Origin of the sequence: Rossellomorea yichunensis (assembly GCF_032337515.1) — a bacterium.
GTDB classification, from domain to species: Bacteria; Bacillota; Bacilli; order Bacillales; family Bacillaceae_B; genus Rossellomorea; species Rossellomorea yichunensis.
This window is the reverse complement of the sequence record NZ_JAVYAD010000001.1, coordinates 1-14,112: the sequence shown is the minus strand read 5'-3', so window position 1 is coordinate 14,112 and position 14,112 is coordinate 1. Positions and strand designations below refer to the sequence as shown.

The window sequence follows — 14,112 nt, the reverse complement described above, 5'->3', positions numbered from 1 at the left end:
AAACTATTTTAAAACAAATGTGGAGGGAAAATAAGTGGAAATCACCATCGATTCACCTATAACGTCCAAAATCCCTGATTTCAAAGTGGGATTCATTCAATACCATCATATCGAAGTCGGCGCTTCTCCTCAAATGCTGAAAGGCAGACTTCAATTGTTCCAGGAATCCATCTTCTTTGACCTTCACGATAAAAATGTGACGGAAATAGAAGGAATTGCCGCGTGGCGGGACATCTTCAAGAAAACAGGAAAGGACCCGAATCGCTACCGTCATTCTGCCGAAGCCCTCTTTCGCCGGGTTAAAAAACAGAATTATCTGAGCACGATTAACTCAAGTATCGATCTCAACAACTTCTTCTCCCTTCAATACGAAGTGCCCATCGGCATTTACGACAGGGCTCAACTTAAGGGAGACAACATAGAGATAAAAGTGGGGGAACCAGGACAAACCTATACAGGACTAAACGGCCGGGAAAATTCCCTGGAAAACCTAATCGTTGCCTGTGACGGGGACGGACCTTTCGGAAGTCCATTCGTTGACTCAGACCGTGCACCCGTCGGCGAAGAAACCAACAATGCCGTTCAGATCATCTTTCTGAAGCCTTCCCTTTCTATAGAAGAAAGCGGCAAACTCACGAAATCGTTAATGGATATGTTCATCGGGATTCATGGCGGGGAAGGATCCTTTGAAGTGGTAGGTGGATAGAAGTTTGAGCAGGATCCCTGGTTGGTGGGATCCTGTTTTTTATTGAGAATCTTGTACGAGAACCCCTAGCTAATCTCAAGAGACCTCAGTAATTTCACATTAAATGTAAACCAATTACCTCTTATTTGAGACTAACACAATCACGGCACTACCCCACAAAAAAAGAGAGCCCAATGGACTCCCTCCTTATAAACCCTACACCCACCACATATCCGATGGCTGCTCTTCAATCAAGATCGACTTCAAATTCTTCACGGCGCGTCCGAAGCCTTCTTCTATCGACATGATCGGATCCTCATGCTCGATGCTTACCACATAATCATATCCGAAAGTGCGCAGTGCACTTATCATATCCGACCACTCCTGCAGACTGTGTCCACAACCCACTGAACGGAATGACCACGCTCTCGTTTGGATGCTTCCGTATGGCTGCATATCCGTCAGACCGTACATATTGACGTTGTCTTGGTCGATATACGTATCTTTCGCATGGAAATGATGTATCGCATTTTCCTTACCTAGTATTTTAATCGCGGCAACCGGATCGATTCCTTGCCACCACAGGTGACTGGGATCCAGGTTGGCACCGATCGCGTCACATGTTTCTTCACGAAGCTTCAATAACGTATACGGAGTATGAACAAGGAAACCTCCGTGTAGCTCTAAACCGATTTTTACGTTATGATCCTCTGCAAGCTTCCCTATCTCTTTCCAATATGGGATCAATTTTTCTTCCCATTGCCATTTGAGAATATCCCCATATTCATTCGGCCAAGGGGATACTGGCCAGTTCGGATGCTTTGCTCCTTCATGGTCACCTGCTGTTCCAGAAAAACAGTTAACAACCGGTACATTCATCAAGCTTGCGAGCTTTATCGTTTTCTGAAGTGCCACATGGGATTCTTCCGCAAATGCTGCATCTGGAGAGATGGGATTTCCGTGACAGCTGAAGGCACTGATTTCCAAGCCTCTTGATGTTACTTTCTCTAAGTATTCGCTTCTCTTTTCTTCGCTTTCTAAAAGGGCGTCCAGGTCACAGTGAGCATTTCCAGGATATCCCCCCGTGCCGATTTCGACTGCGTGAAGCCCGGATTCTTTTACATAATCAAGCATTTCGTCAAGATTTTTTTGTGAAAATAATACAGTAAATACGCCTAGTTTCATTTGTGCTTCCTCCTATTTCAATCGGATGCTTTGTCCGGTTTCACTGCTTTTGTAGATGGCATCAATGATTTGAGACACTTGCATAGCTTCCTGGGGCTTCACAACCAGCTCCTCTAAACCCAGACAGCTATTGATAAAGTTCCGGGCTTGTGGAAGACTGGGATCATCTTCACCGGGAACCCAATCCGCTTCACTATTCAGAAGCATGCCATGTTTCATTTGGTTCATCTGGAACGGGAATAGATCGATTCCCCCCGTTTCCCCTGAGATGCTCATGCTTTCTTCATCACTCTTGACGTTTGCCGACCAAGACGTTTCGAAGAGCATGGATGCACCGTTATCGAACTTGATATAAGCCGTAACATGGTCGTCGACTTCGAACTTCTCTTTATCAAAATCTCCCCACTGATTCACTTGATCTGGCATTCTACTAAGCTTGTTATAGGTCGTCCCTGTTACTTCAACAGGTGCAGGGTTCCCAAGGAGCCATAGGGATAGATCCAGAAAGTGACATCCGTAGTCGATCAAGCTGCCACCACCTTGCAGCTCCTTGTTGGTAAACACTCCCCAGCCAGGGACTTTGCGGCGGCGGATCGCTCTTGCCCTTGCGACCATTGGTTCTCCAATTTCATCTTCCATGATCACTCGCTTCGCAGCACGTGAGTCCTTCATAAACCGATAATGATAAGCGATAGCCAGAATCTTCCCTGACTGTTCCGCTGCTTCGATCATCATTTCACATTCTTCAGGAGTCATGGCCATCGGTTTCTCACAAAACACATGGAGACCCGCTTTGAGCGCGGCAATCGTAATTTCCGCATGAAATTTATTCGGAGTACAAATTGTCACAGCATCCACATGCCCGAACATGTCCCGATAATCACTGAACACGTTCGGAATATTAAAGGTTTCTGCCACGGTTTGAGCAGTGACAGGATTAATATCACTGATTGCTTCAATGGATGCAGAATCTGATAGTTTAATAAATGTAGGGATGTGACGCGTTTGGGCAATGCCCCCAACGCCGATCACTCCCATCCGAAGTTTGGTCATCGATGCATTCACCTCTATAGCTTTACGATTCGTTTTGTTTCACTTGATTCCAGAGCAGACAAAACAACCTCAAGAGATTTCTTTCCTTCTTCTCCCGGTACAGGAGGCTCTGCATTATGAAGGATACTGTGAACAAATTGATCGATCACACGGGAGTTCGTCTGGCCGCCATCGTCATTTGTTTGAATGCCGCCAAGCTCATACTTCACTACTTCCCCGGTTACATTTTGAACAATTAGGGAGTTGACTGGATCATCCTCTAAGCGGAGAATCGCTTTTTCTCCATAAATGATCGTAGAGTTGTCTTCTTTAGATACATAAGACCAGCTTGCTGCAAGTGTACCGATTGTACCGCTTTCAGTTTTCAATACACAAACAGCCGTATCATCCACATCTGCATTTTCCTTTGCACTAGTTTCAACAAAGGCACCGACTTCGGCAAATTCTTCCCCTAAGATGTAACGAAGAAGATCGGTTTTATGAACACCAAGGTCCCCCATGGCACCGATGAACGCTTCGTCCTTTTTGAAGAACCAGCTGTCTTTCCCGTCAGCACTCCAGCCTTCAGGTCCACCGTGTCCAAATGCAGAACGGAAGCTGTAGATTTTACCTACTTCACCACTTTCAATCAGCTGCTTCGCTTTTTGGTGAGAAGGGACAAAACGCTGGTTATGAGCGATCATCAATTTTTTACCGTTTTTAGCAGCGGCATCAATCATGCTCTGAGCTTCTTCACTTGAAGTGGCCATCGGCTTTTCACATAATACATGCTTTCCTGCGTTCAGAGCATCGATGGAAATCGGTGCATGCAGGTAGTTCGGTGTACACACACTCACAGCTTCCACTTCAGCGTTCGCCAATAGTTCTTTATGATTGGTATACGCTTTTGCTCCGACTGCATCTGCCATCTTCCATGCCCGTTCTTCCACGATGTCACACACCGCTACCACTTCTACGTTTTCATTGTTTGCATATTCCGGCAGATGACGATGCTGTGCGATGCTTCCACACCCGATTACCCCGATTTTTAATTTACTCATGATTTTTCCTCCTCTTGTTTTTTAGTTAGATCCTTTGATTTCTTCTAAAGGCTGTGCGTTTCCATAAACAGGTCTTGCATGATCTACAGGGGATGCCCAATTCACTGCATTGACGATGACCTTCTGAACGTCTTCATTGTAATAGGTTGGATACGTTTCATGGCCTGGACGGAAGTAAAATACTTTTCCGTTGCCACGCTGATACGTACACCCGCTTCTAAACACTTCCCCACCTTCGAACCAGCTCACCATCACAAGCTGATCAGGAGTCGGAATGTCAAAATGCTCTCCATACATTTCTTCCTTTTCAAGTTCGATGTATTCACCCAGGCCGGATGTAATCGGATGACTTGGGTCGACTATCCAGATGCGTTCTTTCTCATCAGCTTCCCGCCATTTCAGGTCACAGGAAGTACCCATCAATGTTTTGAAGATTTTAGAGAAATGACCTGAATGAAGGACGATTAATCCCATTCCATCAAGGACACGCTGTTTCACTCTTTCAACTACTTCGTCTTTCACTTCATCATGGGCGATATGTCCCCACCAAACCAATACGTCTGTACCATCTAATACTTCCTTTGTTAGTCCGTGGTCACCCTCATCTAATGTAGCCGTTTTCACATTGAATGATGCTTCTCCCAGGAAGGAGGCAATGGCACCATGAATCCCTTCAGGGTACACCTCTCTCACTTTCGGATTCTTCTGCTCATGACGATTTTCATTCCATACTGTAACGTTCAACATTGTAAAACCTCCAAGTTAAGTGTTTGATTGTAAATGCCGGTATTCATTTGGTGTCATACCGACATGCTTTTTAAATACTTTACTGAAATACTTCTCATTCCCAAACCCTACACCATAGGCAACTTCATAGATTTTCAAATAAGGGTTTTCAAGCAGTTTCTTTGCTTTTTCCATCCGGATATTCGTAACGTAATCCGTGATGGTAGATCCATGATCCTGTTTGAACTTACGTGAAATATATTCCCTGCTTAAGTAAAAACGATCGGCAATGTCCTGTAGATTGATGTCTTCTTGATAGTGCTGCTGAAGATATTCTTCAATCTGCTGCATATTGTTCTTTTCCCGCTGATACTTTGCCTTTAAAAGGGTTTGAATTAATTCACTGAACTCTTTCGCCTTTTCCTCTTTAAATTTCCTGAACGAAAACGAGCCGTCCTCATTCCAATAATCCTGACCCCGATAGAATGGTTCTGGATGCTGAATCTCATACTCTTTCAACCAATTATTCCGTAATAACTCAAACTGATTTTCCCACATCTGGAGCTGCTCAAGTGACAGTGCATGCTCCGTTCCCATCTGTGAAAATATCCTCTCTAACTGGGACTGTACCTGATCACCGCTGCCTGAACGAATTGCCCATTTCAACTCATTGGAGTGATCCAATAGGTGCAGCAGGGGTCTCGGCTTCATATCTTTATGGGTGACGATTTTTTTTTGATCAAGCAGGGAATGCTTAAGATAAACTTGTAAAGCAGATTCATACGCTTCATTTATTTTCTTAGACTTCTGCCCAAGTGCAATGATCGTAAAGAGTTTACTATATTGATAGATCAATGAGTAGATTTCCTCTAACAGATACGTCACACTTTTATCATTCCAGAAGAGTATCACAAGCTCTTCTTCTTTGTTCCCATTCCGGAAGCAAACGCCATCATTCTGCTTTCGCAGCAATTCATTGCAAATATTGCTAAGCGTAAAAAAGGCAAGGTCCCGGTCTCCTTGAAAGAGTTTCTCCACGATCGGTTTGATGGGGATGAGGGCAACGGTCTTTGCAAGCTTTGTAATGGTAATCCCAAACTCCTGTTCAACCTTATCTACCATCTCTGTGGTAATGCTTTCCTTGGCACAGAGACTTGAAAATAACCGATCCCAATAGAGGGGCTTTACCTCATTCATCACTCGATTTTCCTCGACTTGGGATTTTCTTGATTGAGCCTGTTCATTCCATTCTTTTACCGCTTTATCCAGTGTATCATTTAGCACATCCGGTTCAATCGGCTTCAGAATATAATCAAAGCTTTTATAAAAGATCGCGTTTCTCATATACTCGAAATCATCATACCCGCTTACAACGAAGGTTTTACTATTAAGGTCAGAGCCATGAAGCCATTTTAGAAGGGTGATGCCATCCCGCTTCGGCATCCTCATATCAGTGAAAATGATTTCCGGCCGGTGCTCTGTGATCAATTCGATGGCTTGGTCTCCATCTTCCGCCTCCAGAATGGTGTGGATTCCATGCTTGGCCCATTCCGCTAATAAAAGTAACCCCTCACGCACATGCTTTTCGTCGTCAATGATGATTGCCTTCATTTGCTTCACCTTCCATTCTTATTGGCAGCCTCATGGTGACCATAAAGCCTCCCTCATCATGATTTTCAAGCTGTAAAGTGGCCTGGTGGTCATAGTAGAGCTTTAAACGGACATACACATTCTTCAGTCCGATATTGGTCTCATCCCCCGTTTTATTCCAGGCATCTGCCTTGAAATGTTCCCCTATTTCCCTAAGTCTGCTTTCGGTTACTCCGACTCCATTATCACGGACAATCATCACCAGTTCTCCCTTATCCTGAAAGCAGGATAACCAGATGCGTCCCACCCCGTCCCGGATATCAAAGCCGTGTTTAAAGTAGTTTTCAATGAGAGGCTGAAGGATCATCTTCGGTACCTGGATCTCCCTCACCGCTTCTTCTACATCTACACTGTAATCCAGATTTTCACCGAAACGCTCTTTTTGTAAAAGAAGATAGGCGTTCGTGTAATTGATTTCCTTGCTTAATGGAACCACATCCTCCTCCATGTTCATCCCGTACCTCATTATTTTGGAAAGGTGGGTGATCAGGGAGTAGATTTGGGGAACCTTGTTCTTCAAAGCAATCGTTCCAATGGATTGCAGGGCATTATACAGAAAATGTGGATTGATTTGAGACTGGAGGACCTTTAATTGATTCGTCTTGTTCTCGAGCTCCAGTTTGTACTCACGATTGATCAGATGATTGATCCGTTCGATCATCTGATGAAACCGGAAGCCGAGGATCCCGATTTCATCAGAACCGAACGATTCAGACTGTACCTTCATATTCCCTTTTTCAACCTGCTGGATATTTTTAAGCAGAATCCTTATTGGTGATGTAATTTTAAACGATACAAATAGCGTAGCCAGGACCACTAGGGATAATCCGAGTACTCCGAATAAAATATTAATCTTTGCCACACTAAATGCGCTTTCATAAAGATTCACGTAAGGAACCCGTTTCACTAACAACCAACCACCGGCCGAAGCGGGAAGCTGGTCGTACATCATCACCCCGTTGAAGGAGTCCTCTTTCCACTCGAGTGTCCCTGAAATATCTTTTGATTCCATTATCCTCTTAATCCACTTCTGGTTGTTGCCATCGTCCGACACATCCCGGTCCGAACTATAAATCATTTCCCCTTCGGAAGAAAGAAGGTAGAATTCTTCTGACTTAGCGTTATACAGGTTTCTACTCAAATCGATGATCTTGTCAGGCGAAACCTCCAATGAAATATACGCAAGCACTTCATCACCGGGAACGTTTCGGAATGCCCGGTGAATCGTGACAATATCCTTCGACCGGTTGATATTCTTTTCTTCCTGACTATGTGTTGGTTCAATATACATGTTATAAGGGCTGCGCTCTGCATTTCTGAAGGATTTCCATTGCGAATCCCTTACCTTATTGGAAAAAACAACGGTAGAGCGCTTTGTTGCCGAGATTACGCGGTCACCATCTGCGAAGGAAATACGTACCCCGTTAATTGTATCACCCGTGTAGAGAATCGTTTGCACAACATTCTTTACAATGCCGATCGTCAAGTAATTATTCTCTTGACTGGGTGATCTCATGAAGTTAATAAAATCAGGATTATTATAGAGTGATAGAGTTAACCCGTTGAGTTCATTAATATAGCTCTCCAGATTCACCTTTCCCTGATAAAGAAGATTGCTGCTCTCCTCCACCACCTGCTCCTCTATGGAATCCTTTGTATACAAATATGTAATGATAATCGAACTGCCAAACGGCACAATCGTCGTAATCATCAACAACACAATCAACTTATTCCGGATGCTGGTCTTTAACATGAGGGACGGACCTCCCAGGTCTCACTTATACACTAGTATAAAGTGTTTTTCCCCGCTCTTGGAAGTGTTTTTTCGAAATATTCCTATTAAACTTATAAAATAGAAAGCATGCCCTAAGTAGACATGCTTTCTATTATTCGATTTACTTCAAGTTATCCCATGTTTGCTGGAATCGCTCAAGTACAGTATCATAATCAATTTTCCCTGCGGCATATTCCTGGATTGTTGCAGCGAATTCCTTATTCGCTCCATCCGGCCATTTGAACCAAGTCCAAGGAATCGTCTTCTCTTCTTTAGAGTAGTCAAGGATAGACTGACCTAAGTCTCCAAGACCATTTGGCTCGATGTTATCGAACGCAGGGATGAACGCAAACTCTTCCGTGATATAACGCTTACCAGTTTCAGATGAAACCATCCACTCCAAGAAGGTTTTCGCTTCTTCAAGATGCTCGGAGTTCTTGTTTAATACCCAGTTATTCGGTACACCTACAGGAAGGCGATCAGCACTATCATCATTGCTGATAGAAATTGGAAGGAAGCCCATGTTGATCTCAGGATTGATCTCAGTGATCATGTTCTCAGTCCAGTTCCCTTGTTGCAGCATCGCAGTTTCACCAGAAGCAAATAGCGTTACTTGTGTATTATAATCCGTCGTTAATGGATTATCATTTGCATACTTAAGCTCAGCATCTAAAACTTCTTTGAATTGCTTGAACTTTTCGTTTCCTACAATTTTCTCAGAACCATCATAAAGTCCGGCGATGAACGCATCCGGATCTTCCTGCTGAGCAAACGGAATGTTAAGTAAATGTTGACCAATTACCCACCACTCGCCGTAACCCGCTGAGAAAGGTGTGATTTTCTTCGCTTCAAGCTTCTTCGCAGCGTCTTTTAATTCATCAATCGTTGCAGGCGGCTCCGTAATCCCTGCTTCTTCAAATAGATCTTTATTATATACAAATCCGTAGCCTTCAAGGTTAACCGGCATACCATAAAGCTTGCCATCTTCATCCGTCATCGGAACTTTACCGATTGGAAGAACATGTTCAACCCATGGCTCACCAGAAAGATCCGCTAACTTTTCTTTCCAAAGCTCTAACTCTTTAAAACCACCGTTGTTGAAAATGTCCGGCTCTTCACCAGAAGCAAATTTCGCTTTCAATGCTGCACCGTAATCGGCCCCTCCACCAACTGTTTCAAGCTTAATCTTAATATTTGGATGCTCAGCTTCGAACTCATTAATCATTTCTTGAAGCTGATCGGCAATTTCAACCTTGAACTGGAAGAAATTAAGGGTTACTACATCGTCACCTGATCCAGACTCTCCACCTGATTTGCTTGTAGTGTCTTTAGAAGAACAGCCAGCAATAATTCCAAATACTAAAACCAAAGACATACAAAGTAAAAGTATACGTTTCATAAAATGGATTGACCTCCCTGATATAAATTATTTTATATAAATTTCTGTATCAATGATAGACCATCTCGACAGAAACTTTATATCTACTTGATTGACCCTGAAGCAATACCTTTAATGATATGCTTCTGTAAAAATAAGAAGAAAATGATGATCGGTGTAATGCCAAGCACCAATGCTGCAAGACCCATATCCCATTGCTTCGTATACTGAGCGAAGAACGAGCTTGCTGCAAGTGGAATCGTGCGCAGTTCCGCATCCTGTAATACAAGAAGGGGAAGCAGATAGTCATTCCAAATCCATAAAGTGTTCAGAATGATCACGGTCACTGTTATCGGCTTAAGTAATGGGAATACAATCCTCCAGAACACACCAAACTGACTGCAGCCATCAATCATCGCGGATTCTTCAATCTCAATCGGAACGGTTTTTACAAATCCATGATATAAGAAAAGAGAAAGTGGTACGCCAAATCCGAAGTACATGATGATCAAACCTGGAATGCTATTCGTAAGTCCCAACGTCCCCCCTACTTTCATAAGAGGAATCATCACCGTCTGGAACGGAATGACCATGGCTGAAACAAAGATGACAAACAAGATTTTGCTGAACTTTCCTGGCGTACGTACCATCTTCCACGCCGCCATGGAGCTGATAATTACTAATCCAATGTTGCTGAAAACGGTGATGACCAATGAGTTCCAAAATGCACGGGGGAAGTTGATGATTTCCCACACTTTCGCATAGTTAGAGAAAACAAATTCCTTTGGCCACGCCGCCGCATCGATCAAAATCGCTGCAAACGGCTTAACTGAGTTGATCAGTACGAAGTAGAAAGGAATAAGGAAAATGAGCCCTATGACAATACCGATAATCTCTAATACAAACGTTCTTTTCGTATAGCGATTGCCCATTACGCCTGAACCTCCTTCTTCTTCGTCACCATCACCTGAATCGTCGTAAACACAGCCACTACCACAAAGAACAGGATCGATTTCGCTGTTCCCAGGCCATAACGGTTATTCTGGAACGCTTCTTGATAAATATTGATCGCAACAGATTGTGTAGAATTGAAAGGTCCCCCACCTGTTAACGAGATGTTCAAATCGAATATCTTAAAGGCCATTGAAATCGTTAAGAAGAAACAAATCGTGAACGCCGGTAGAATCAACGGAATGATAATTTTCGTCAACAACGTCCAGTTTGATGCTCCATCTATCCTCGCTGCTTCCAAAAGTGAATTATCCACCCCTTGCAATGCCGCAACATAGATGACCATCATATAACCACTGATCTGCCATGCAAACACAATGACAATCCCCCAGAATGCCGTCGTCTCATCACCAAGCCAGGGCATTTTAAAGAATCCTATATCCGTCATATTCCCGAGAGATGCAAACCCTTTAACAAAAATGAACTGCCAGATGAACCCGAGTAGCAATCCACCGATCACGTTCGGAATAAAAAACACTGTCCGTAAAATATTACGGGTTTTCAATGCCGCATTTAACAGTAACGCAAATCCAAAACCTATTAAGTTACTAATAAACACAGCCGCAAACATAAACTTCGTCGTAAACATAAAAGAATTAAAGAACGTCTTATCATCCGTAAAGATCTTAATATAATTCTCAAACCCAACCCACTCAACAACCGAGCTGACACCATTCCATGAAGTAAACGAATAATACACACCCATCAAGAACGGAAGAATCTGAATCACTAAGAAAAATAAAAGTGCCGGTCCAACAAAGGCAGCATACGTCAGCAAGCTCTTATACTTAAACTTCTTCTTCGTCACTGCTTTCATTTGTACGTCTGGGCTTACTGGTCCAGTCTGAATCTTTGGTTCCACCCGTATCACCACCCCTAATTATGTAATCGCTTTCTTACATTATAATGGCAGCGCTTTCTTAAAAAGGGGAACTCAATTGACAAAGAAGGTGCAAAATTTTGACTAGATGGGTTTGGTTAGAGTGTGGTCTGGGTAAATGAAAAGGTTGTTTTCTTTGTGGTTCGGTGAGGTGCACGTAGGGTGAAATGCGTTTTTGAAAATAAAATGCTGGAATTGAAAATAAAAGTAGAGTTTTTGAAAATAAAATCGTGGAATTGAAAATAAATGGTCCAGTTTTGAAAATATATTGGTATTATTCGAAAGTAAATAGAGCGCAGTCGATCAGATAAGCGTCAATAACGTTGAAAACGATGCTAAATAGATGACTTTTCATAAATAAACAATAAAAAAAGACTCCCTCTAATGAGAAAGTCTATCGTATGTAAGTTGGAGCGGGTGAAGGGAATCGAACCCTCATCATCAGCTTGGAAGGCTGAGGTTTTACCACTAAACTACACCCGCGAATGGTACCGGTGGCCGGGATCGAACCGGCACTCCAGAGGAACACGATTTTGAGTCCCAATGATATATACATAACTAATAACTATAAGAGCAACAACTATTGTCGCGTTTACCTTTTTTAGTAGTTTACACGATTCCTTTTAATTATGCCTTGGGTCTCCATAATCGTCAAGTAACAGATCTAGATAATTGCTGCTTATTAAATTTCGCCTGTCCTTTTTGCTTATACTTATTTATTAATTTATATTCCCACACCCTTGCATCTTCCATTTTCTCAAACTCTCCTACGAACTTATATTCAATTTTACCTTCCTTCATAAGTTCCCTATGTTCCATGTTTCTTCTATTAGTATACCTTCTTGCCCTATACCAAAGACCACTTCCTACATATACGACTTCTTCATTGTGCCAATGCTCATACACAACGTACTTATTTGTTTCTCTAAGCTTACCTGGTTCAAGTTCATATTCCTTACCAAGTTGTATTACCTTTTGAAATGAAATGCCATATTTCTTAGCAACATCTTGGTTCGTCATTTTATTAGCAAAATGTAGCTTAAGTTCATCTTTTGTTGGAAACACTGATATCACCTCAACCCTCTTTTATCTAGAAAGTTGAGTTTGTAAATTAACGAACAAAAAAACACAGAGGTGAATTAATTGAAAACAGCTAGCGAGATTATTGATGATGTTAGAAACATGGAAAGCGCAGAGCGTTGGAAACTTGTAAGAGATGTGAATAACTTTACAAATAGTCCTAATAAAGAAACAGCAGACATAATAATGGAATTGTTGGACGAGATATCGGGGTTAAAAAAGGATATAGAATACTTATCTGGAAAAGTTGGACTACATGAAATGTACTTCAATCGAAATAAATAAAAATAACAAGAGAAAATCAATATGTTATGTAAAAAAAGTAGGGACCATAAATGGTCCCAGTTTCCTTACCTTTTTCTATTTTTTTGACGAGATTTTTTTGATATTTTCTTTTTGTTTTTAATTTTACTAAAACGTTTGTTGTTCTTAGTTTGAACATTAGAGGCATATTCTTCTGTAGATGATGGAAAGTAATCTTGCTTACCTCTAGGTATAATACCTTGATTGAGATACATAAACTTACGGGTTTGATAAACAATTTCAGCAAGTCCAATACACGACCTCATTAATTGAAAACATTCAAGCACAAACTCTGATAAGAATAAACTTTCAGAGGTTCCCTTTTTTAAATCGCCAGAAGGATAGTAAATTAACTCTTGCGTAATAACATTATAAGTATAACTTCTATGACCTATTGCATTTCGTAATCTATTATCAACTTTGGAAACAAAAATTTTATCAAAGCTTTCATCACCATTAATAAATTCTAATTTTTTTCCTTTACTACGCATTTTTATAAAATCTTCTATGGTTTGAATTTCTTTAATAACATCTTCTTTCATTTTTTGATAATCTGCTCGATGTTTTATATTATTATAGGCAACGACTAAATTTAAAATATCACCTATATCCTCAAAAGTATCAATGTAAAAATCCTTAATATCTTCAAAATCCACAGTTGTTAACCCTAAAGTCTCTATTGATGTTTCTTTTTCATTTTTTTCTGTATAATAATCTAATCCATAAATAGGAATAAACATGTGGAATTTTTCAATGAATTTGTTGATAATACCGAATAGTTTATGTTCATAATTATCTAAATGATTTTCAAAGTGTCGAGCCAATAGTAATAGTTGATTTTTTTCGGTTATACTCTTGAACTCTTTAAAAATATGGTTAGTGATTTCATAAAAATAATTGTCCGCAAAATTATTAGTGAATTTTATATTTAAAAAATGAACCGCTCGCAATAATTCAAGCTTGTTATCTGCAGGGAAATGTGTTTTATCCAATAATTTATGTATTTCTTTGGGTAAGTAAGCATGATTGCCATCATACCATAGTTCATTTATTCTTTTTACAATTGGCCAATCATTTTCAATTTTATGTAAAAAGTGAATTGTGCGTCGTTTGAATTCTCCGATATTATCTCCCATAGAAAATATACCATTCTTAAAAAAAGGAGAGAGATATGTTTCGTCATTCTCATTATATGGGCGAATTTTTTCAGTCAAAAGTTCTCCGGATACTTCAATTAAAAAATCGGGTTTTCCATTGTGTATTAAATGAGTGAATACAGCCACAGGATTGTACCACGCTTGCCATGTTTTTGTTCCACTAATGACAAGTTTTTGTTCCATCCCTGCC

At 41.1% G+C, this 14,112-nt stretch carries 13 protein-coding genes and 1 tRNA gene; 2 read left to right on the top strand and 12 right to left on the bottom strand.

Annotated features, from left to right (window positions below; all coding sequences use genetic code 11):
- Positions 1–34 precede the first annotated feature (34 nt).
- Complete coding sequence (locus RSX31_RS00070; RefSeq protein WP_315632696.1) at positions 35–706, top strand: B3/B4 domain-containing protein; 672 nt, start codon at positions 35–37, stop codon at positions 704–706.
- A 195-nt stretch (positions 707–901) separates the two neighbouring features.
- Here RSX31_RS00070 and RSX31_RS00065 read toward each other — a convergent pair whose 3' ends face one another.
- From RSX31_RS00065 to RSX31_RS00015, 11 genes are all read right to left on the bottom strand, one after another.
- Positions 902–1,870 carry a sugar phosphate isomerase/epimerase family protein gene (locus RSX31_RS00065; RefSeq protein WP_315632695.1) on the bottom strand — a complete coding sequence of 323 codons (969 nt, stop codon included), beginning with the start codon at positions 1,868–1,870 and terminating at the stop codon, positions 902–904.
- A gap of 12 nt (positions 1,871–1,882) precedes the next feature.
- On the bottom strand, positions 1,883–2,923 hold the full coding sequence (locus tag RSX31_RS00060) for a Gfo/Idh/MocA family protein (protein WP_148993238.1): 1,041 nt from the start codon (positions 2,921–2,923) through the stop codon (positions 1,883–1,885).
- Between the two features lie 14 nt (positions 2,924–2,937).
- Entirely contained in the window at positions 2,938–3,963 is a 1,026-nt protein-coding gene (locus RSX31_RS00055) for a Gfo/Idh/MocA family protein (protein ID WP_315632694.1), read from the bottom strand.
- Between the two features lie 21 nt (positions 3,964–3,984).
- Positions 3,985–4,710, bottom strand: coding sequence for a ThuA domain-containing protein (locus RSX31_RS00050; RefSeq protein WP_148993236.1), 726 nt, complete (start codon positions 4,708–4,710; stop codon positions 3,985–3,987).
- Positions 4,711–4,725: 15 nt separating this feature from the next.
- Positions 4,726–6,300, bottom strand: coding sequence for a response regulator transcription factor (locus RSX31_RS00045; protein WP_315632691.1), 1,575 nt, complete (start codon positions 6,298–6,300; stop codon positions 4,726–4,728).
- Complete coding sequence (locus RSX31_RS00040; protein WP_315632690.1) at positions 6,281–8,092, bottom strand: sensor histidine kinase; 1,812 nt, start codon at positions 8,090–8,092, stop codon at positions 6,281–6,283. Before RSX31_RS00040 ends, RSX31_RS00045 begins: the two co-directional genes overlap by 20 nt.
- 142 nt (positions 8,093–8,234) lie before the next feature.
- Positions 8,235–9,512, bottom strand: coding sequence for an ABC transporter substrate-binding protein (locus RSX31_RS00035; protein ID WP_148968228.1), 1,278 nt, complete (start codon positions 9,510–9,512; stop codon positions 8,235–8,237).
- Positions 9,513–9,595: 83 nt separating this feature from the next.
- Positions 9,596–10,423 (bottom strand): carbohydrate ABC transporter permease, encoded by an 828-nt coding sequence (locus RSX31_RS00030; protein WP_148968227.1) that lies wholly within the window; start codon positions 10,421–10,423, stop codon positions 9,596–9,598.
- A complete protein-coding gene (locus RSX31_RS00025) occupies positions 10,423–11,364 on the bottom strand; it encodes a carbohydrate ABC transporter permease (RefSeq protein ID WP_148968226.1) in 942 nt (313 codons plus the stop codon). Before RSX31_RS00025 ends, RSX31_RS00030 begins: the two co-directional genes overlap by 1 nt.
- A gap of 427 nt (positions 11,365–11,791) precedes the next feature.
- Positions 11,792–11,865, bottom strand: a tRNA-Gly gene (locus tag RSX31_RS00020).
- Positions 11,866–12,033: 168 nt separating this feature from the next.
- On the bottom strand, positions 12,034–12,447 hold the full coding sequence (locus RSX31_RS00015) for a hypothetical protein (protein ID WP_315632687.1): 414 nt from the start codon (positions 12,445–12,447) through the stop codon (positions 12,034–12,036).
- 78 nt (positions 12,448–12,525) lie between these two features.
- Here RSX31_RS00015 and RSX31_RS00010 point away from each other — a divergent pair, with 78 nt between their 5' ends.
- A complete protein-coding gene (locus tag RSX31_RS00010) occupies positions 12,526–12,747 on the top strand; it encodes a hypothetical protein (RefSeq protein ID WP_315632685.1) in 222 nt (73 codons plus the stop codon).
- A 65-nt stretch (positions 12,748–12,812) separates the two neighbouring features.
- Here the strand turns inward: RSX31_RS00010 and RSX31_RS00005 are convergent, their stop codons facing one another.
- Positions 12,813–14,105 (bottom strand): metal-binding protein, encoded by a 1,293-nt coding sequence (locus RSX31_RS00005; RefSeq protein ID WP_397548070.1) that lies wholly within the window; start codon positions 14,103–14,105, stop codon positions 12,813–12,815.
- Positions 14,106–14,112: the final 7 nt, after the last annotated feature.